Annotated in this window: 17 protein-coding genes; 15 read left to right on the top strand and 2 right to left on the bottom strand. The window is 44.9% G+C overall.

Annotated features, from left to right (window positions below; translation table 11 throughout):
- The first annotated feature begins 69 nt into the window (after window positions 1-69).
- From C6G87_RS01285 to C6G87_RS01255, 7 genes are read left to right on the top strand one after another with little or no spacing between them, the layout of a single operon-like run.
- The gene (locus tag C6G87_RS01285) at window positions 70-1,359 is read left to right on the top strand and encodes a hemolysin family protein (RefSeq protein ID WP_104751759.1); all 1,290 of its coding nucleotides are present in this window, start codon (window positions 70-72) and stop codon (window positions 1,357-1,359) included.
- Between the two features lie 21 nt (window positions 1,360-1,380).
- Window positions 1,381-2,859, top strand: coding sequence for a TolC family protein (locus C6G87_RS01280; protein ID WP_104751737.1), 1,479 nt, complete (start codon window positions 1,381-1,383; stop codon window positions 2,857-2,859).
- A gap of 9 nt (window positions 2,860-2,868) precedes the next feature.
- On the top strand, window positions 2,869-3,855 hold the full coding sequence (locus C6G87_RS01275) for an HlyD family secretion protein (protein ID WP_104751736.1): 987 nt from the start codon (window positions 2,869-2,871) through the stop codon (window positions 3,853-3,855).
- Window positions 3,855-4,913, top strand: coding sequence for an ABC transporter permease (locus tag C6G87_RS01270; RefSeq protein WP_104751735.1), 1,059 nt, complete (start codon window positions 3,855-3,857; stop codon window positions 4,911-4,913). The genes C6G87_RS01275 and C6G87_RS01270 overlap by 1 nt, the downstream gene beginning before the upstream one ends.
- Window positions 4,910-6,013, top strand: coding sequence for an ABC transporter permease (locus C6G87_RS01265; RefSeq protein ID WP_233708946.1), 1,104 nt, complete (start codon window positions 4,910-4,912; stop codon window positions 6,011-6,013). The genes C6G87_RS01270 and C6G87_RS01265 overlap by 4 nt, the downstream gene beginning before the upstream one ends.
- Window positions 6,006-6,683, top strand: coding sequence for an AzlC family ABC transporter permease (locus tag C6G87_RS01260; protein ID WP_104751733.1), 678 nt, complete (start codon window positions 6,006-6,008; stop codon window positions 6,681-6,683). Before C6G87_RS01265 ends, C6G87_RS01260 begins: the two co-directional genes overlap by 8 nt.
- Window positions 6,680-7,021 carry a branched-chain amino acid transporter permease gene (locus tag C6G87_RS01255; protein WP_104751732.1) on the top strand — a complete coding sequence of 114 codons (342 nt, stop codon included), beginning with the start codon at window positions 6,680-6,682 and terminating at the stop codon, window positions 7,019-7,021. Before C6G87_RS01260 ends, C6G87_RS01255 begins: the two co-directional genes overlap by 4 nt.
- On the opposite strand, the gene C6G87_RS01250 is transcribed toward C6G87_RS01255, so the two are convergent.
- Window positions 7,018-7,692: an outer membrane beta-barrel protein gene (locus C6G87_RS01250; protein ID WP_104751758.1), complete on the bottom strand. Its 675-nt coding sequence runs from the start codon at window positions 7,690-7,692 to the stop codon at window positions 7,018-7,020. The two genes, C6G87_RS01255 and C6G87_RS01250, sit on opposite strands and share 4 nt — an antisense overlap.
- A 72-nt stretch (window positions 7,693-7,764) precedes the next feature.
- On the opposite strand from C6G87_RS01250, the gene C6G87_RS01245 reads away from it, so the two are divergent.
- Genes C6G87_RS01245 through C6G87_RS01225 form a run of 5 tightly spaced genes read left to right on the top strand, consistent with a single transcriptional unit; the run spans window position 7,765 to window position 12,791 of the window.
- On the top strand, window positions 7,765-8,880 hold the full coding sequence (locus tag C6G87_RS01245) for an MlaE family lipid ABC transporter permease subunit (RefSeq protein WP_104751731.1): 1,116 nt from the start codon (window positions 7,765-7,767) through the stop codon (window positions 8,878-8,880).
- Between the two features lie 7 nt (window positions 8,881-8,887).
- Window positions 8,888-9,670, top strand: coding sequence for an ABC transporter ATP-binding protein (locus C6G87_RS01240; protein WP_104751730.1), 783 nt, complete (start codon window positions 8,888-8,890; stop codon window positions 9,668-9,670).
- Window positions 9,655-10,509 (top strand): MlaD family protein, encoded by an 855-nt coding sequence (locus tag C6G87_RS01235; protein WP_104751729.1) that lies wholly within the window; start codon window positions 9,655-9,657, stop codon window positions 10,507-10,509. The genes C6G87_RS01240 and C6G87_RS01235 overlap by 16 nt, the downstream gene beginning before the upstream one ends.
- Window positions 10,506-11,084 (top strand): hypothetical protein, encoded by a 579-nt coding sequence (locus C6G87_RS01230; protein ID WP_104751728.1) that lies wholly within the window; start codon window positions 10,506-10,508, stop codon window positions 11,082-11,084. The genes C6G87_RS01235 and C6G87_RS01230 overlap by 4 nt, the downstream gene beginning before the upstream one ends.
- Before the next feature lie 9 nt (window positions 11,085-11,093).
- Window positions 11,094-12,791: an SEL1-like repeat protein gene (locus C6G87_RS01225; protein ID WP_104751727.1), complete on the top strand. Its 1,698-nt coding sequence runs from the start codon at window positions 11,094-11,096 to the stop codon at window positions 12,789-12,791.
- Here C6G87_RS01225 and waaF read toward each other — a convergent pair.
- On the bottom strand, window positions 12,788-13,774 hold the full coding sequence (gene waaF / locus C6G87_RS01220; protein ID WP_104751726.1) for a lipopolysaccharide heptosyltransferase II: 987 nt from the start codon (window positions 13,772-13,774) through the stop codon (window positions 12,788-12,790). The two genes, C6G87_RS01225 and waaF, sit on opposite strands and share 4 nt — an antisense overlap.
- Before the next feature lie 97 nt (window positions 13,775-13,871).
- On the opposite strand from waaF, the gene C6G87_RS01215 reads away from it, so the two are divergent.
- The 3 genes from C6G87_RS01215 to C6G87_RS01205 are packed head-to-tail and all read left to right on the top strand — an operon-like array spanning window position 13,872 to window position 19,846.
- The gene (locus tag C6G87_RS01215; protein WP_104751725.1) at window positions 13,872-15,467 is read left to right on the top strand and encodes a methyl-accepting chemotaxis protein; all 1,596 of its coding nucleotides are present in this window, start codon (window positions 13,872-13,874) and stop codon (window positions 15,465-15,467) included.
- Between the two features lie 54 nt (window positions 15,468-15,521).
- Entirely contained in the window at window positions 15,522-19,094 is a 3,573-nt protein-coding gene (dnaE, locus tag C6G87_RS01210) for a DNA polymerase III subunit alpha (RefSeq protein WP_104751724.1), read from the top strand.
- Window positions 19,094-19,846 carry a pseudouridine synthase gene (locus tag C6G87_RS01205; protein WP_104751757.1) on the top strand — a complete coding sequence of 251 codons (753 nt, stop codon included), beginning with the start codon at window positions 19,094-19,096 and terminating at the stop codon, window positions 19,844-19,846. Before dnaE ends, C6G87_RS01205 begins: the two co-directional genes overlap by 1 nt.
- The last annotated feature ends 7 nt before the right edge of the window (window positions 19,847-19,853 follow it).

Here is a 19,853-nt window from a genome sequence, read left to right as displayed (position 1 = left end):
GTAGCCAGCGCACCTGCTAGAGCTTCCTATTTTTAAGGAGAGCCCTTGGGGCTTTACGAACCGATTTTGATGTTTGCGTTGGCATTGCTCTTGGTGTTGCTGAATGCATTTTTTGTGCTCTCAGAATTTGCAATTGTTAAAGTGCGTCGCTCCAAGCTTGAAGAGCTCAGTCTACACAATAACCAAAAAGCCACCTTAGCCCTCAAAATCAATGCCTCTTTGAACACCTATCTTAGCGCAACACAGCTAGGAGTTACTCTCTCATCTTTAGGTTTGGGGTGGTTAGGTGAGCCGGCTATCGCGCACTTTATCACCTTATTTTTACAGAAGTGGGTGCATCTTGAGAGTCTTTATCTTGTCGTGCATAGCATCAGCGTGGTGATTGCCTTTAGTTTTATCACACTTTTACATGTAATTTTGGGTGAAATTGTACCTAAATCCATTGCTATTGTGCGCTCTGAAAGTGTGGTACTTTGGATCGCGCGCCCCTTACATGCCTTTTGGTTGATTTCTTACCCCATTGTCAATCTTTTTGATTTCTTAGCTAAGATCGTGCTAAAGGTTTTTGGAATTGAACCCCAGCACGATAGTACGCATTCAGAAGAAGAGTTGAAAATCATCGTGGGAGAGAGTCTAAAAGGAGGAGTGATCGATTTTGTAGAAGAAGAGATCATTAAAAACGCCGTGGATTTTTCTGATACCAACGCTAAAGAGGTCATGACTCCTAGAAAGGATATGATTTGTGTTGACTTGCAAGCTTCTTACAAAGATAATATTCAGACTATGCTCAAAAACCCTTTCACGCGTTATCCATGCTGTGAAGGCAATAAGGATAATATCTTAGGTCTGATCCATATCAAGGATGTACTTTCAGCTTCTTTGCTCGATTCCGAGGATGTGCAAAATTTTAGACATCTGCTTAAAGAGATGCTTATTGTGCCTGAAAGTGCATCTATTTCTCAAATCTTGCTTAAAATGAATAATAAACGGGTTTACACCGCTCTAGTGGTAGACGAGTATGGGGGTACTTCTGGTTTGCTCACGATGGATGACATCATTAAGGAGATCATGGGTAATATCTCCGATGCCCATGATTTAAGTAAAGAGGGCATTAAACGCCTAGATGAAAACACCTTTGAGTGTGATGGCATGGTGGATTTGGAAAATATGGCAGAGCTACTTAAAATCAAGTTTGACCCAGATTACGAGCAGGTTACTTTGGGAGGGTATGTTTTTAGCTTGTTGGAACGCTTGCCGGAAGTGGGCGATGTGGTGGGGGACACGCATTGTATTTTTGAAGTGTTAGATATGGACAAGGCGCGTATCAAGAAACTTAAATTAATGAAGAAGAATCTCTAAGAAAGGGTGTAAGGAGCGCAAATGGGTAAAATAAGATGCTGGGTAGGTGCGCTCTATGTGATAGGGAGTCTGCATGCCCAAAGCACTCAGGATCTGTCACAAGCCGTTTCAAATAATCCATCTATGGTTTCTCTCAAGCAGGCATGGGGCATGGTTTTAGCTAATTACGATGAAATCAAGGCACAGGACTATGCCGAGCAGAGGGCAAAGAAACTCAGCACGGCAGCTAAACTTTCTTTTCTACCCCAAATTGATTTGAGTGCCTTCTATGTGCATTTGGCTAAACCTATCGAAGTGAATCCACTCAGTAGTGGCGATCATGCCAAATTGCAAGAATTTGTCGGAGGACTCAAGCATGTTTTAAACCAGCCACCTCTGCAAGCTATGGGTGGGGGAGCGCTTGCTCAGGGAGTCTCCGGTATGCTGGGAGCGTTGAGTCAACCTCTGCTCTTCTCTAAGGAAAATGTTGTTTTAGGGGCATTGAGCATTATTTACCCTCTTTATATGGGCGGGGCACGCTTTTATATGAGCAAACTTGCCTCTTTAGCACATAAGGAATCCATGGAGGTTTCGCGTTTAAAAAGACTCTCTACTTTCCAAGAATTGGTGAAAATTTACTATGGCTTGGTACTAGATAGAGAAGTGCTAGCCGTGCTCCAGGATGTACAACAAGGGCATTTAAAGCATTACCAAAATGCCCTGAAACGCCAAAAGGCGGGGCAGATTGCGCGTGTAGAGGTGCTGAGCGCTTCCGTTGCTTACGAAAAGAGTAAGATCAAAACTATGCAAGCTAGAGATGCTCTCGAAGTAGCTACGCTGGCTTTTAACACTATTCTTGCTAAAGATAATGTCTCTAGTGCACATTTTGCCCCCAATGCTAGTTTGGATATTCACCCCAAGAATTTACCCAATCTAAACTTTTTTATACAAGAAACCTTGAGCTCTTACCCTGTACTTAGAAGTCTTGCCATCAAACAAAAGAGCGCACATGAGATGACCAAACTACAGGTTTCTAAATTTCTACCCCATTTTAATTTCTTTGGGGCTTATATGATGAAACAAAATAATTCTACTTTAACTGATATGATTCCTGAATGGTTTGTGGGGGTGGGGGCACGCCTACCTATTTTAACCCCCACAGGACGCATCATGCATTATCAAGCTGCCAAGATTGGCGAATTGCAAGCCAGCGCACTACAAAGTCAAGCCAAAAAAGATATGGAGCTCTTGGTGCATAAAACCTATTTGCAATGCCAATCTTATTTAAGAGAGTATCAAAGTCTTAATACCAGTATTGAGTTGGCTAAAGAAAACCTTAAGTTGCAAGAGGAGGCCTTTAATCAGGGTATGGGTACGAATGCTTTAGTTATTGATGCGCGTAACTCGCTCTCAGGGATTTTAGTCGAGCAAAAAACAAGCGCGTTTAAATACTTGAGCGCATTGGTGGATTTGATGGCTCTTGGGGATCATATCGATCTCTTCTATGATTACGCGCATTAGGAATTAAGCATGGCAACTAAAAAGCAACCTTTAACCCTTGTTCTAACTATTCTTATCGCCCTTGTTATTTTGGGCTGGTTAGGCAAACTCTATTATCAAGCTTATAGTCATAAAATGGAACGCCTGCAAGGTTTTATCGAAGCTAGAGAATATAGTGTAAGTTCTAAACTTGCCGGACGGATTGAAAGCGTGGTGGTCAAAAAAGGCGATCGGATTAAAAAAGGCGATCTTGTTTTTACCATCCATAGCCCCGAAGCGGAGGCTAAACTTTTACAGGCAAGTTCAAGCCATAAGGCAGCCCAAGCCTTGCGCGATGAGGTGCTCAAAGGGAGTCGCAGTCAGACCATTAAAAGCGCTCAAGATGTCTATCAGGCCGCCAAAGCTCAAAGCGACTTAGCCGAAGAAACTTATAAGCGTGTACAGGAACTTTACAACAAGGGCGTAGCGAGTTTGCAAAAACGCGATGAAGCCTATGCAGCGTTTCAAAGTGCCAATTACAATAAAAAGGCCACCTTCCAACAATACCAGCTGGCGCGCGAGGGGGCTAGTCATGAGAGTAAAATCGCTGCTAAAGAAAAAGAACAGGCTGCCTTAGGGCAACTGAATGAAGTGCAGGTATTTTTGCGCGATAAAAACGCTTATAGTCCCATCGATGGGGAAGTAAGTAATGTGTTGCTCTATAGCGGAGAATTGAGTCCTAAGGGATTCCCCGTTGTACTAGTAACTGATACCGCACACGCGTGGCTCAATCTCAGCGTGCCCGAGAAGTATCTCAAGCAATTCGCTGTAGGATCTGTGTTTAAGGGTTATGTACCCGCTCTGGATCAGACCTTAGAATTTAAAGTTACTTATGTAAGTGTGATGGGGGATTTTGCTACATGGAAGAGCACGAGCGCGAGCAAGAGTTATGATATGCGCTCCTTTAGTATTGAAGCAACACCCTTAAGCGAGGTAACACGCTTAAGGGTGGGTATGAGTGTGTTGGTTAATCCTTGATGTGGCAGACATTAAAGAGGGATAAATTTACATGGATTTTATGCTTGGGCGCGCCCTTGTTGCTGTGGGCCTTGATGGTTGGAGTGTTTTATAAGGAACTCCCCACTAAACTCCCCATTGGAATCGTAGATTTAGATCATAGTCATTTGAGTCAAGAGATCGTTAGCGCGCTCAACGCGAGTAGTCATCTTGATCTCAAGCATTTTTATCCCTCTTTGAGCGATGCTAAGGCAGATTTGGGGCGTAAAAGAATTTATGGGGCAGTAGTGCTCCAAAAGGATTTGGAACGTCATATTAAGTTACGCATTAAAACCCCAGTTGTGCTGTATTACAATGCTGAGTTTGTGCTAGTGGGTAAAGCAATTTTGAGCGCCTTTACCCAAGTGCTTATGACCCTGAATATAAAAAACGATGTTGCCACTAACTTAGGTGCACAGGGCGATCTTAACACGGCTAAAGCCCTAGCCTTCCCCTTACATGCCAATATTCACCCACTCTACAACGAAACTAACAACTACGCGCAATTTTTATTGGGAGTGATTTTACCCTGCATGTGGCAAATCTTAGCGGCGTTGGGCATGCTTAATCTCTTGGGGCATAGTCAAAGTCTTCGACAAGCTTTCAGCACATTATGGCTTAATACGTTTATCTTTAGCCTATGGGGCGCGCTCATGCTGTGGTTTTTAAAACCCTACTATGCACATTTAGGAATACTCTTATGTGGAGTTGTGCTTATGGTGCTTGGTATTTCCAGTGTGGTTCTAGCTTTATATGCTTTACTAGACGATCCTATCAAAAGTGCTTCAGCGATTGCAGCCTACACTGCCCCCTCGCTTGCTTTTGTGGGAGTTACCTACCCGGTGAGCAACATGGATGTGTTGGGGGAGTTTTGGGGTTCACTACTGCCCGTGAGCTATTTTATCAAAGCTCTCATCGCCCTATCTTACTATAGCAATGGATTGGCGTTGGCATGGCAATCTCTAGCTAAAATGGGATTTTTTATATTGTTTTTACCATTAGGGTTATGTATATGGCGTTTAAAAGAGAAGGTGGCATGAAAACGATTTTCGAAGAATTCAAAGCTATTTTTGCCCATGCAGGAGTGCGCTTTATTATCATTGTAGGACCGCTCTTTTATGCTTTTCTTTACCCATTACCCTATAAAAATGACATTGTAACACAACAAAACGTGGCATTGGTAGATATGGATCAAAGCGCCCTCTCGAGACGACTCGCACTTATGTTGGAGAGCACACCCAGTATCCATATTGCTCACTTTCCCAAATCTCTTCAAGATGCAAAAAAAATGCTTGAAGAAGAAAAGGTTTATGGAATCATCTTAGTGCCTGCCTTTTTTGAGCGTGCCATTTACACTAGCACTCCTGCACATGTCGAGCTTTATGCCAACGCTAACTACTTTTTAATCTATAGCGCGATTGCCAACGCAGTGGTGGATGTACTCAATGCCTTGAGCGATGCCATCAAAACTCACAAAAGTCTTTTTGAATCCGAAATTGCTAAAGAACATAGTTTATTTTCCTTACAGACCATCCCTATTTATAATCCTTCTGTGGGCTATCTTAATTATGCGATCGCCAATGTTTTCATTTTTATCCTGCACCAAACTTTACTCATTGGAGCAAGTATGCTTACTTGTGCACAAACGCGCTTTGTACCTAGTTTTTTGGATGCTCTCAGTCTAGTTTGGGTGCGTTGCCTTTGTTTTAGTGCAATCTATATTGTCTTAGCTCTGCTCTACTTTGGAGTGCTTTTCCCTCACTATGGCATCCATACTCATGCCAACCCTTCTATCTTATTAGGCTTTGTGCTCGTGTTTCTGATGGCTACGGCAAGCTGTGGCGTGGTGCTGGGTACTTATATCCACAAGCCCACACAAACAACCCAAATTATTTTACTCTCTTCTTTACCTCTGATCTTTATGGTGGGCTTTATTTGGCCCCTAGAACTCTTGCCTGCCTCCTTGCGCATGTTGCTACAGATTGTACCTGCCTACCATGGTATCTCCTCTATGGTGATGCTCAATCAGCTAGGCGCACCTATAGATGCAGCATTGCCTCATTTATTTTTTTTGGGGGGGATTTTAATCTGTAGCTCTCTCTTGGGAGCTTGGCGACTTTCTAGGAAAGCGCATGCCTAGTCAATTAGCTTTCAAAGAGGCGTTTCCTCACACAATCCCCATGCTTTTGGGTTTTATTCTAGTAGGAGCGACCTTTGGGGTGTTAGTGCAACAGGAAGGGTATAGCTTTTGGGTGGCTATATTTATGAGCCTTTTTATCTACGCTGGGGCGGTGCAATTTTTAGTAGTGGGGTTGCTAAGTGTGCATGCGAGCCTGCTCAATATTTTTCTCTTGGTGGCTTTGCTCAACGCCCGCCAAATCTGCTATGCGATTTCCATGCTCGAGCCTTTTAGTAAAACAGGTGGGCGTCTCTACTATCTTGCCCATACCCTTACAGATGAGACTTTCATGCTCTTAAATTTTGCCAAACCCAAACAGAGCATGCCCCAAGATTTCATGCTCGCTATCGCGCTACTCAATCAAATTTATTGGGTTGCAGGGACGGTTTTAGGGGCGCTTTTGGGAGAAGGGTTCAGTCTCAATGTAGAGGGCATTTCTTTCATCATAACCGGGACTTTTTTGGTGATTTTTATGGAACAATGGAAAGCTACAGAGCGTCATACTCCCGCACTTATCGGATTTTTGAGCGCTTTAGGATGTTTTGTCCTCTTTGGCAAAACCCATTTTCTCTTGCCCACGCTACTGGTGATGGTAGGCATTTTTGTTTTCTTTAAAAGGCGTTTAGAATGAGCGATCTCTACGTATGGCTTGTGCTGATCATGACAGCAATGACCACCTACTTTATCCGTGTTTTTCCATTTTTGCTTTTTAATGCCAAGCGCCCCGCGCCTAACATCTTGCTTTATTTGGGTCGGGTTTTGAGCTTGGGAGTGGTGGGCATGCTCATTGTCTATAGCCTCAAAGATACGCCCTTTTCTAGCCCCCCTTATGGGCTTAATGAAATGTTGGCAGTGAGTTGTGTGGTGGTTTCGCACTTAATATTAAGAGTGTTTGTATTAAGTGTTGTGGGGGGTACTGCACTTTACATGTGGCTCGTGCAGAGTGCAATCCTAAACAAATTCTTTTAGAATTTATAAATGTACATACAATGGAACATCAAAGAGGTTTCAAAACGTTCAGAAGCTAGCAGGGTCTTATTGGTAGGCAGGAGCTTAAGTCCAGCTTCGATGCGGTGCTTAGTGTAGAGGGTAAGGGTAATTCCCCCTTGCGCGATCAGTCCTGCTGTGTAAATAAATTGCTTGTTTCTGAAACTAAAATTTGCATTATCTGCATAGAGCACAGCCCCTAGTCCAATCCCGCCATAAACTCCTAGAAAATGTTTGTAGGAACGCGTGAGGCTAATTTCCATAGGAATCTCTAACCCTACGCTTGCCATACCATAAAAGGAATCAGAAGGGTTAAACCTAGATTGCCAGTTAACTTCAGAAGTGGCTAAATCTAGCGCCATAAATCCGCGTATCCCAATATAATTTTTAAAAAAAGTCTGTAATCCCCCCTTCAAGCTCAAAATCACAGGAAAACTTTCTAGTTTGGTGTTTTTATAATCTTTTTTAATACTGATCACTCCAAATCCTATGCCAAAGTATCCGCCATTTTTTAATTTAAGCTGTTGGCGTTGGTTGTAAAGACGGGCGTAAGTATCTTGTTCTTTGAGCCACATACTTTCTTGTGCGCCCAAAGCTAACCCCACACCACAACTTAGCAAGACAATCCGCGCACGCTTCAAATTATTACCCATTATGCTTTTGTTGTATAATAACATACAGCCCCCACAATTAAGATGTGGATTACTTTTGTACTAAGGGATCTTGTGATTGCAACAGCACCTGTGGGTTATGTGAAATCTGAGACGCTGTTTTTGCGTGGTAATTGGGATTTTAAAACCCCTGCAGATGCGCTCAAACAGCTAGAAAGCGTGATCAAAGCCGCCCCTCCCATCAAGGCAATCGACTTTAAAGAAGTTGAAAGTTTGGATTTTGTTTTTTTGATGTTGCTTTATGATCTATTGGGGCGCAAAAAACCCGCCTTCTTAAACGCCAATATCTACAATGGGCGTGTGTTGGAGGTTGTGGAGAGCTGGGTAAAAGAAGATCCCAGCATTTTGCGCAAGGAACAGGCAAATCATCCTAAGCGCAATCTCGTGGAGAAATTGGGTGAAAGTGTGGCTACTTTTTTTAATACCGTGCTCAATACTTTTAATTTCTGTGGTATGGTGCTCTATTTTTTAGCACGCGCGTTTATCAAACCAAAAACTCTATGTTTAACCCCCTTGATTCATCATATTCATGAGAGCGGGTTTAAAGTCTTGCCCGTAAGTATTTTGACCGTCTTCGTGGTGGGTTTTGCCATCGCCTTGCAGGGCGCGATCCAATTGCAAGAATTGGGCTTCCCTTTGATGAGTATTGAAATGACCGCTAAACTCGCACTCAGAGAAATGGGACCTTTCATTTTAACCCTCGTAGTAGCAGGGCGTAGCGCTTCTAGTTTCACCGCTCAAATTGGAGTGATGAAGATCACCGAAGAACTCGATGCGATGCATACTATGGGGCTCAACCCCTTTGCATGGCTGGTCTTACCTAGGGTGTTAGCTCTCGTGATTGTGATGCCCTTGATGGTTTTTATTGCCGATGCTTTTGCGCTCTTAGGGGCGATGGTGGCTATTAAATACCAACTAGGCGTAACCTTTAACCACTATATAGCACGCTTACATGAAAATGTGGGGCTGACACATTTTTTTGTTGGGCTGATCAAAGCTCCTTTTTGGGGGTTTGCGATCGCGTTGGTGGGATGTATGCGCGGGTTTGAAGTCAAGGGTGATACGGAGTCCATAGGTACGCTCACCACTATAAGCGTAGTAAATGCGCTCTTTTGGATCATCTTTTTAAACGCTCTTTTTTCAGTGATCTTTAGCAAACTCAACATGTAGGCTTACGATGATACCTGATACACCGCGTCTAATTGATGTCAAGGGTCTTTACACCTCCTATGGAGATCACATAGTCCATCGTGGGGTAAATTTTTCCGTCCACAAGGGCGAGGTGTTAGCGATTTTAGGAGGAAGTGGGAGCGGGAAAAGCACCCTACTAAGAAGCATGATCTTGCTTAACAAACCCACCAAAGGCATCATTCGCATTTTTGATCTAGATATTTGGAAACTGAAGGATTCGGAACGCTATAAGATTTTCCATCGTATTGGAGTTCTATTTCAGTTTGGCGCGCTCTATAGCTCCTTGAGCGTACTAGAAAATGTGGGGATCATGCTTGAAGAGCACAGCGCCTACCCCAAAAGCAATATTGTAGAGATTTCAAAAATGTGGCTCGATCGTGTGGGTTTGAGCAAGAAAGTACACCACCTCTATCCTTATGAGCTCAGTGGAGGCATGAAAAAGCGCGTAGGGCTCGCACGCGCCATGGCGACCAATCCGGATATTCTTTTTTTAGACGAACCCACCAGTGGGCTAGACCCCTATTCTGCCGATAAATTCGATGCGCTGATCCTTTCTCTTAAAGAAGCCTTGAATTTAACCGTGGTGATGATCACTCACGATCTAGATTCCATTAAAAACGCGGTCGATCGCTTTATCATGCTCAAAGACGGTTTAATTAGTTTTGATGGCAATTTAGAGGAATTTGTAGAACGGACTAAGCAGGTACCTTTAGAAGAGGGGAACCTGTTCAATTCCACGCGAGGAGAAAAATTTTGGAAAGGCATGTAAACTACACTTTGATTGGGGGTATTTTCTTAGCATGCATTGCATGCATGGTGATCTTTATTTTGTGGTTAGGGCATGTCAATTTTGAAGAAGAGGATTACTTGCGCTATGTGGTCTATACAGATAAAGATTTGGGCGGGATTGGGGCTAACACACCTATTAATTACAAGGGGATACAAATTGGCACAATCAGAAGTGTGGGCTTCGATCCTCAGCACTTAGGGGTGGTTAAGCTTGCCATTGACATTAAAAGTAAAGTGCCCATTAGTAAAGATGCAACATTGAAAGTTGAATCGCAGGGTTTAGTAGGCTTAAAGTATTTAAGCTTGATTCAGGGTAAGTCTAAGGAATTTTATAGCAGAAACGACCATGATCGTATTTTGCATTACGAGCAGAGTTTTTTAGAAAAATTGGGCAATAGTGCGGGGCATATTTCTGATGAAGTGCTCGCCATCATCAAAAATATCGATCAGATTTTGAGCCCAGAAAATATTGACAACATCCACAAGATCATCGCGTCAATTCAACAGACTACACAGGGCTTGGACAGCACAAAAACCGATCTAGATCGCTTGCTGACCAAAGCGCGCCAAACTCTAGAAAAAAGCGATGCCCTTTTTAGCAAGGGGGATACTTTTTTAAAACACAGCGATCAGTTGGTATTAAATATTAACCAAAAAATACAAGAAGGGCAATATGATCTAAAAAATATTTTAGGACCCTTACTCATGCAGGCAGAATTGAGTTTACGCAGTATCGATCAATTTGTGCAAAAAGGCTCTTTAATTATGGACAAGTTTGACGCTAATCCCTACAAAACGCTCTTTGGAGAACATAAATGAGGGTGTGGTTTTATGTGTTGTTAATGCCTCTGCTCAGCGGGTGCTTAAATCTTAACCTGAAGCAAACTTTACCTAGGATTAGTTATTATGATCTCAACACACAAAGTGCGCCTTCCGTGTGCGCCAATCCTAAACATCTTGCGTTGGTGGGAGTTTGGGGGGCGGATCTCATTAACACGAAGGATATTTTACTCAAACGGACTGATGGGCAAATTGAGCGTAGCGTTAAAGAAAAATTTGTAGATTTGCCTGCCAATATGCTCAAAAATATGCTTGTTTTAGAGGGGATGCGTCAGTGTGTTATGGTGAGTATGTCTTCTGGAAATGTCCGTATAGGCTTGAAGCTCAATGTGCTTTCATTAGGACTTGTGGAATATAAGGGGGTTTACTATGCGCAAATTATCCTTTCTGTGGACACCAATGCACAAAGCTTTATGGTGTTTAAAAGTCAAGAGGTTGCCCTTAAAGTTGAGAATAAAGAATTAGAGATTCCTGTAACCGCAATTCGAGCATTGCAACATGTTAGCACACAAGCGATCGCGCAGGTTATCACCCAACTTAAAGTTAGTCTATAAAGGATGTACATGCAAGAGTACGAACGAATCCAACCTCTTGAAGACCCTTTTGAAGAAGATTTGCAAGAAGACTTAGAATCTACAGAGGATGAAGAGGGTCAAGGGAGTGCTTATCAAGATTTTCTAGTCATGGCACACGATGCCTATAGGGCACGTCGTTATGAAGAAGCATTGGCGCATTACAGACAAGCTGCGGATTTAGGAAGCTCTAGAGCGTTAATCTACTTGGGTGTGATGTATGTCAATGGCAAGGGGGTGCCTCAGGATGATATCAAGGCTCTAGACTACTTTCAACAGGCAGCTAACTCGGGCGATAGTCAGGGTTTTGTCAACTTGGGAGTGATGTATAACTTGGGCAGGGGAATTAAAAAGGACTATCAGAAAGCCCTAAATTATTTCAAACATGGGGCAAGCTTGGGAGATATGAACGCCTTAAATTACTTGGGAATGATGTATCGCACCGGCAATGGAGTGGGTGTAGATTATACAAAAGCTTTAGAGCTTTATCAAAGGGCTGCTGAGCGTGGAAGCATAAAAGCTTTGGTCAGTTTAGGGAGCATGTATTACACGGGTCAAGGCACGCCTAAGGATTATCCTAGAGCTCTAGAATATTTTCAACAAGCTGCAGATTTGGGCGATGCGCGCGCGTGCTATAATCTAGCGATCATGTATGAGAATGGGGAGGGGGTGGAAAAAAACATAGAAAAATCCCTAGAGCTTTTTAAGGAATCGGCGCAGTCAGGCTTTACCAAAGCCACTTACACTTTGGCTAACATGTATGAAAGTGGTAATGGAGTGGAAAAAAACATAGACAAAGCGATTGCGCTGTACCAAGAAGCTGGAAAAATGGGGAATTCAGATGCGCTTTCTAGCTTAGCCACCCTGTATCGCACTGGTCAAGGGGTTGAACAGGATAAATATGCGGCACTTGCCTATTACAAGGAAGCTGCAGATTTAGGTAACTCGCAAGCCTTTAGCAATCTCAAAGCCATGAACACACAAGTGGGTGGGCAAAAATCACAGATGCTTTATAACTTGGGAGTGCTTTATGCCAATGGTCAGGGTGTCTCTAAAGATAGTCAAAAAGCTTTGGGTTATTTCCAACAGGCTGCTCGTCTTGGACATGCTAAAGCCAATTACAATTTAGGGGTGATCTATAACAGGGGTTTGGAAGTAGAAAAAGACCATGTGCGCGCCTTTTTCTACTTCCAAGAAGCGGCTAAATTGGGAGATGACAAGGCTTATTATAATTTAGGGGTGATGTGCGAATATGGCAAGGGCACAGCACAGGACATTGCTCAAGCAATTATCTATTATGAAGAGGCAGCTAAAATGGATAACGCTAATGCTTTACACCACTTAGGATCTCTCTACCATGTGGGTAAGGGGGTCAGAAAAGATTTTCCCAAAGCGTTTGCATATTTCCACCGCGCCACTCAATTAGGTTCAATCAAGGATTGTTACAATGTGGGGGTGATGTATAGCAAGGGCGAAGGCGTGGAGCGGGATATCCAACAAGCGATCACCTTTTTTGAAAAAGCCGCCAGCAAAGGAAATTCTAACGCGCTGTATAACATGGGTGTGATCTATTATCAAGGCGAAGGTATTGCGCAAGATTTGCAAAAGGCGATCGAGTGCTTTAAATCTGCCAGCAAGCTAGGCAATCAAAAAGCTAGGGAAACCCTCAGATCTTTGTTGAAAAATTAACCTAAAAGTGCATGGGCATGGATAATCACCTCCTCAGGGGTGATCTCGTGCATGCACGCATGGGGTTGTATAGCCCCCCCGCTTTTAAGCGGGCAGACGCGCTTTTTACAGGGCGCACAGGGCAGGTTTTTAGAAATGAGGCGCGCACGCGGGTGGTGCCATGGGCTAGTCTCTTGCATGTCAGTAGGTCCAAAAAGGGCAATTAAGGGGGTTTGCAAAGCGGTGGCGATGTGCATCGGTCCGCTATCGTTGGTGATAAAGAGATCAAGGGTGGCTAACATGGCAATGAGTTCTGGCAAAGTGGTTTGGTTGCAAAGATTGATGAGCTTAGGATTGCTCCCAATGAGGCGCGCAATTGCGCCCACCACCTCTAAATCCCCCCGCGCGCCAAAGAGATAGACCTCATAGCCTTGATCTAGAAAATGCGCCCCCACTTGGGCAAAAGACTCTGCACTCCAACGCTTCGCGCTCCCATAAGCCGCCCCCGGATTGAGCCCGATACGCTTAGAGGTTTTTGGAAGGGTTGGGGCAAGGAGTTTAAGCGCGGGGGGATTGGGATTTAAATGGGGGATACAAGTGCTGAGCAAGTGATAATAGCGTTGGACTTGGTGTCCTGATGAAAGAGGCTTTAGGGCATGGGTGAGCAAAAAAGTGCGCCCAAATTTGGCATAGCCTATGCGTGTGGGTGTTTTGGTAAGATAGAGCAATAGCGCGCTGTAAAAGTGGTTGGTGAGCGTGATAGATAGATTACAAGTACCGATGCGTTTAGCCAGTTGTGCCGTAGCTAGAAGGCGGTTTTTGGCTTGCTTGGTGTTGTCTATAATGGAAGTAGTGTTAGGATAGTCTTTAAAGAGCGCGCACACCACAGCAGAGCCCACCAGAATGAACGCGCTGTCTTGATAATGAGAGCGCAGAGTTTCAAGCATAGGGGTGGCCATCACCCCATCACCTAGCCAATTGGGCAAACGCAGTAGAATTTTCATGTTAAGTCTCTTTTAAGTTTTTCCTGCCATTTTCCCATTAATATCTTATGGAGAATTAAGTTGCTATAATAGCTAAATTCACCTGATACGGATGGGTATGTTAAAAAGCATCAAAACCAAAGCGACCATCTATGCTGTAGTGGGGTTTTTGCTAGTCATCGGAGTAGTTTATGCCACTCTGCGCGCGGGTTATGAGAGGCTTGCTACCAAGCAAAGCGTCGAATTAATCCATGTTTTAAATCAAGTGCTTATGAATATGGTCAGGGAGGCCGCACTCACAGGGGATCCAGAACAGCTTAGACGCGTGATCACAGATAGCGAGAATATTGAAGGTGCACAGGTTAATTTTGTGCCCTCTAAAGAAGTGATTGCACTATTTGGACTCAACCAAAGCTTTACAGACAACGCGCATATGCAACGCATCTTTAAGAATAAAGAGCGCACAAAAAGCATTCATCTTATCAAGGAACAAAATAAGCGTTACCTCTTGTTGCGCCAACCTTTCATCGCTGATAAACTTTGTTTGAATTGCCATGTCAATTCTCAATTGGGCGATGTGATTGCGATTTTAAATGTACGCTTTGATCTCACAAGAACTTATAATCAGATCTTTAGCAACACTCTAAAAACACTGGCTTATATCTTGGGAGTTTTTCTGATCATGAGCTTGATCATGTTTGTGGTGGTAGAAAAAGACCTTTTTAGACCTTTGGGGCGTTTGAGACGCATGGCGGGCATGCTCACCCAGAGCAAAGAGGCAGATCTAACTCAACGCCTAGAAAGCAAGGTCTTAGATGAGGTGGGGAGTACTTCACACTTCTTCAATCTCTTTATCCAAAAGATCCAAGAGATCGTGCAGAGCGGAAAAAACATTCTCTCTTCTAATATCGCCATTAGCCACTCCATCAAAGAGACTTCTCAAAGTTTGCAGTCTAATGAGATTCATGAAACCACCAGCATTGAGACCATGCACCAACTCAGCCAAGAGGTGGAGAAAAACTCTAGCGCAGCCCTAGACTTGCTTGAGCGCGCCACGACCACGATTCAGAGCGCAGATCGCATGATGCAGGAGTTTAGCCAAAGCATGACCGGCTATGTGCAACTCTCCCTAGATGCCTCTAAAAACCAGATTGAGATCGCCAATGATTCTACAACTCTCATTAATCAAGCCAACGAAATTAAAGGAGTGTTGTCCATCATTGAAAACATCGCCAACCAAACCAATTTATTAGCCCTGAACGCCGCCATTGAAGCCGCGCGCGCGGGCGAACATGGGCGCGGCTTTGCGGTGGTGGCTGATGAAGTGCGCAAACTCGCCGAGCAAACCCAAAAATCCTTAGCCGAGATCGCTAGCATGGTTAATGTGGTAACCCAAAGCATCGAGGGCATGGGCGGGCGCATTAAAAAGATCGCCCTAGAATCTGAGCAAATCTCTAGCGAGGCTTCTGGTTTGGTGGATCGAATCGATGGGGTAAAAGAGAGCCTCTCTATTTCTAAGCAAACCTCCCTAGAGGCGATTACAAGCAATCAAGAGATTTGCTACAAAATCCAAGAGATCGCCAAAGTTACCCAAGATTTAGTAGACATGTTCAAGGGCATGAAGAGCGAGCGCGCGAAGTTAGAGGGCAATGTTAAAGAAATGCTCAATAACAACGCCCAACTAGATTCAGAGTTTTCTAAGTTCAAAGTGTGAGGCTTTTAAGAGGCTTTTTAGCCCCTCTGCTCTAGCATGTGGCAAAGGACGAACATGGAAAACTTCACCCATTTGCATTTGCACACCGAATACTCCCTACTAGATGGAGCTAATAAGATCAAAATCCTAGCCCAACGCATTAAAGAGCTGGGCATGACCAGTGTGAGCATGAGCGATCATGGCAATATGTTTGGCGCGATTGATTTTTACACCTGCATGAAAAAAGAGGGGATCAAGCCCATTATTGGCATTGAAACCTATTTGCACAACGCCCAAAATTTAGACGATAAACAATCCCGCCAACGCTTTCATCTATGCCTCTATGCCAAAGATCAAGAAGGCTATGCCAATTTGATGTATTTGAGCTCGCAGGCGTTTCTCAAGGGTTTTTACTACTACCCCCGCATTAATAAAAAACTCCTTAAAGAACGCGCACAGGGTTTGATCTGCTCGAGCGCGTGCTTGCAAGGGGAGATCAATTGGCATCTCAACCTCAACAACCCTAAAAACAAACAATACGGCGCAAAGGGCTATGAAGAGGCTAAACGCGTAGCATGTGAGTATCAAGACATCTTTGGGGACGACTTCTACATGGAGATCATGCGCCATGGCATTGCCGATCAACTCTATATTGATGAACAACTCATCAGACTTTCTTTAGAAACAGGGATCAAACTCATCGCCACCAACGACACCCACTACACCAAGCAAGAAGACGCGCGCGCCCAAGAAGTCGCCATGTGTGTGGCGATGAACAAAACGCTAGGGGATAAAGATCGCTTAAAACACTCCGTGCACGAGTTTTATATCAAATCCCCCGCCCAGATGGCACAACTCTTTGCCGACATCCCTGAGGCTTTAGAGCACACCCAAGAGATCGCGCGCAAATGCCAGCTAGAGTTAGACCTCAAAGACGACTCCAACCCCCCCACACCCCCACGCTTTAAATTCACTAAAGAATACGCCACTAAAGAGGGGCTAGACTTTGAAGAAGACGCGCTTTATTTTGCCCATAAAGCCAGAGAGGGCTTAAAAAAACGCCTAGAGATCATTGATCCTAGCCAACACGTTACTTACCAAGAACGCCTAGAATACGAGATCAAAACCATTGTAGAGATGAAATTTGCCGGCTACATGCTCATTGTGTGGGATTTTATCCGCCATGCGCGCGAAAATAATATCCCCGTGGGGCCGGGGCGGGGCAGCGCAGCGGGGAGTCTTGTGGCGTTTTGTTTGCAAATTACCGATATTGACCCGCTCAAATACGATTTGCTCTTTGAGCGCTTTTTAAACCCCGAGCGCGTGAGCATGCCCGATATTGACACCGACTTTTGCCAAAGACGGCGGGGCGAAATGCTAGACTACATGGTCTCCAAATATGGGAAATACAATGTCGCCCAAGTGATCACCTTCAATAAAATGCTCGCTAAGGGAGTGATTCGCGATGTGGCGCGCGTGTTGGACATGCCCTATAAAGAAGCCGATGAAATGGCTAAACTCATCCCCAATCGTCTAGGAATCACCCTCAAAGAGGCTTACGAGTTAGAGCCCAAGATCGCGATGCTCATCAATACCAACGAAACCGCCAAACAGGTTTGGGAGTTTGCTCTAAGCTTGGAGAATTTGAATCGCTCGGCAGGCAAGCATGCGGCTGCGTTGGTGGTGGATAGTGAGCGCGAACTCTGGCACAAGACCCCGCTATACACCAGCGAGCGCACGGGGGGCATTGTTACGCAATACTCTATGAAATACCTTGAAGCGGTGGATTTGATCAAATTTGACTTCTTGGGGCTTAAAACCTTGAGTGTGATTGACGATGCGCTCAAGCTCATTGAAAAATACGCCCATAAAAAGATTGACTTTTTAAGCGTGGACATGGACGACCCGGCGGTCTATCAGACCATTCAAGAGGGCAACACCATTGGGATCTTTCAAATTGAATCGGGCATGTTTCAAACCTTGAATAAACGTCTGCGCCCCTCTTGTTTTGAAGACATCATCGCTATCATCGCTTTGGGGCGCCCCGGTCCTATGGAGTCCGGGATGGTAGATGATTTTGTCAATCGCAAGCACGGGCTAGAGCCCATCACCTACGCCTTTGAGGCGTTAGAACCCATTTTACGCCCCACCTATGGGACCATTGTCTATCAAGAGCAGGTGATGCAGATTGTGCAAACCATTGGGGGCTTTTCTTTGGGCGAGGCGGATTTGATCCGCCGTGCGATGGGCAAGAAGGACGCACAAATCATGGCAGACAACCGCGCCAAATTCATAGAGGGGGCGCGCAAAAAGGGCTATGAGGCTAACAAAGCGGGCGATCTCTTTGATTTGATCGTCAAATTTGCCGGCTATGGCTTTAACAAATCCCACTCGGCTGCCTATGCCATGCTCACCTTTCAAACCGCCTATCTCAAAACCCATTACAAGCACGAGTTTATGGCAGCCATGCTCAGTAGCGAATGCCGCCACATTGAAGAGGTCGCCCACTATGTGGAGGAGGCAAACTCTATGGGGATCAAAGTGCAACGCCCCCATGTGAATGTCTCTGATGTGCGCTTTGGGGTGCAAGAAAAGCAGGGCGGTAAAGAAATTATCTTTGGTTTGGAGGCGATCAAGGGGGCGGGGGAAGGACCTTTGGGCACTTTGATAGAAATTCGTGAAAAACAGGGCGCGTTTAAGGATTTGCAGGATTTTATTAGCAAAATTGATTTCTCTAAATTTAGCAAGCGCATTTTAGAGCCCTTGATCAAATCCGGGAGCTTGGACAACTTGGGTTATAATCGGCGCACCATGTTAGAGAACTTGGACACTATCTGTGAGGAGGGGCGCAGAAAGGACAAAACCAACGCCCAAATGCGTACCGGATTGTTTGCAGACGCGCAGAGCGAGCGCGCTAATCTCAATCTAAAACTCTATGAGGAGTACGACAACAACACCCTATTAGATTTTGAATACGAATGCATGGGGATTTATTTTTCAGGACACCCCTTAAACGAGTTTAAGGATCAAATCAAGCCCCTGAAGAATATCCTCAAAAGCACGGACATTAAACGGGTGGAGATTGGGGCAAATGTCGTGTTGGTGGGCAAAATCTTAGAACTCAAGCGCAAGCTGGGCAAGAAGAGCAAAAAACCTTACGGCGAGGCGGTGATCGTGGATTTGTCTGGGCGTTTTGAACTCATGCTTTTTGAAAAACAACTCAACGCCTTAGAACACCTAGATAGCAATCTGCCCCTAGCCTTTAAATGCAAGGTGGAGGAGCAAGAGGAGGTCGCGCGCTTGCGCCTCTTAGAGATCAAAACCCTAGAGCAAATCAGCACAGAGAAGATCGCTAAAGTGCGCTACAAAGCAGAGGCACAGCCCAGCGACATAGAACCTTTGGATTTGCAAGCAGACTTCAACAAGGGCACTTCATGCTTGCAAGGGCAACCCTTGTGCCTTGTGGTGGATGCTAGCGTGCCTGTGGAGTTGTTTGCGCATTTAAAGGAGGCGGCAAATGCCAACAAGGGCGCGCGCGCGTTGTGTGTGGTGGTGCAAGAAAAGGACAAAAAGATCACCATCAGCACCCCCCTAAGAGTGAGCCCGCAGATCAAAGAGAGATTTAAAGATTACCAGTGGGTGGATTGATGCGTTTAAACCAGTTTGTCGCCCGTTATTTGCACTGCTCGCGCCGCCAAGCCGATGCCCTCATTGGCGCAGGTAAGGTTAAGATCAACCACCAGATCGCCACCTTCACCACCCCCTTTAACAAAGAAGATAAAATCTTTGTAGAGGGTAAATTGCTCAAAATCCCCAAAGCCCCCCGCTATAGCGTGGTGATCTACCACAAGCCTAAGGGGGAGCTCGTGGCGCGCAAGGACGATCGCGCCCGCCCTACTATTTTTGAGAGCTTGGATCGCAAATTCGCCCACTTCATCCCTGTGGGGCGTTTGGATTTTGCCTCTAGTGGGCTTTTGTTGTTGAGCGATCATAGCGGGGTAGTGAGCGCGCTCATGCACAGCGCGCTAGAGCGGGTGTATTTGCTTAAAATTGAGGGACCTATCACCCCCCAGATTTTAGAGGGCATGCAAACAGGCATTCACTCCCACAAGGGCGCACACCCCAAAAACCCCCAACAAAGCCTACAGCTCCCCCCCTTTGCGCGCTACGACATTATTAAAAATCACCCCCATTTTTCTAAGCTCAAAATCACCCTCACAGAGGGCAAGAATAGAGAATTGCGCCGCTTTTTTGCCCATTTTGATCGCGCGGTGTTGGATTTAAAACGGGTGTCCTATGGCTTTGCCCATCTTAACGCCCTCCCTGAAGGCAAAACGCGCTATTTAAACCCCAAAGAATACCAGCACCTGCATGCTTTTCTCAAAGAGATAAAACTTTAAGGATTTT

The organism is Helicobacter baculiformis (assembly GCF_900197685.1).
Classification (GTDB): Bacteria; Campylobacterota; Campylobacteria; order Campylobacterales; family Helicobacteraceae; genus Helicobacter; species Helicobacter baculiformis.
The sequence above is the reverse complement of the archived record's forward strand: the minus strand, read 5'-3'. Positions and strand labels throughout refer to the sequence as shown.

Excerpts from the sequence above, each read along its gene's own strand:
- C6G87_RS01285 (WP_104751759.1), top strand. The coding sequence starts at position 70 with ATGTTTGCGTTGGCATTGCTCTTGGTGTTGCTGAATGCATTTTTTGTG.
- C6G87_RS01280 (WP_104751737.1), top strand. The coding sequence starts at position 1,381 with ATGGGTAAAATAAGATGCTGGGTAGGTGCGCTCTATGTGATAGGGAGT.
- C6G87_RS01275 (WP_104751736.1), top strand. The coding sequence starts at position 2,869 with ATGGCAACTAAAAAGCAACCTTTAACCCTTGTTCTAACTATTCTTATC.
- C6G87_RS01270 (WP_104751735.1), top strand. The coding sequence starts at position 3,855 with ATGTGGCAGACATTAAAGAGGGATAAATTTACATGGATTTTATGCTTG.
- C6G87_RS01265 (WP_233708946.1), top strand. The coding sequence starts at position 4,910 with ATGAAAACGATTTTCGAAGAATTCAAAGCTATTTTTGCCCATGCAGGA.
- C6G87_RS01260 (WP_104751733.1), top strand. The coding sequence starts at position 6,006 with ATGCCTAGTCAATTAGCTTTCAAAGAGGCGTTTCCTCACACAATCCCC.
- C6G87_RS01255 (WP_104751732.1), top strand. The coding sequence starts at position 6,680 with ATGAGCGATCTCTACGTATGGCTTGTGCTGATCATGACAGCAATGACC.
- C6G87_RS01250 (WP_104751758.1), bottom strand. The coding sequence starts at position 7,692 with ATGGGTAATAATTTGAAGCGTGCGCGGATTGTCTTGCTAAGTTGTGGT.
- C6G87_RS01240 (WP_104751730.1), top strand. The coding sequence starts at position 8,888 with ATGATACCTGATACACCGCGTCTAATTGATGTCAAGGGTCTTTACACC.
- C6G87_RS01230 (WP_104751728.1), top strand. The coding sequence starts at position 10,506 with ATGAGGGTGTGGTTTTATGTGTTGTTAATGCCTCTGCTCAGCGGGTGC.
- C6G87_RS01225 (WP_104751727.1), top strand. The coding sequence starts at position 11,094 with ATGCAAGAGTACGAACGAATCCAACCTCTTGAAGACCCTTTTGAAGAA.
- waaF (WP_104751726.1), bottom strand. The coding sequence starts at position 13,774 with ATGAAAATTCTACTGCGTTTGCCCAATTGGCTAGGTGATGGGGTGATG.
- C6G87_RS01215 (WP_104751725.1), top strand. The coding sequence starts at position 13,872 with ATGTTAAAAAGCATCAAAACCAAAGCGACCATCTATGCTGTAGTGGGG.
- dnaE (WP_104751724.1), top strand. The coding sequence starts at position 15,522 with ATGGAAAACTTCACCCATTTGCATTTGCACACCGAATACTCCCTACTA.
- C6G87_RS01205 (WP_104751757.1), top strand. The coding sequence starts at position 19,094 with ATGCGTTTAAACCAGTTTGTCGCCCGTTATTTGCACTGCTCGCGCCGC.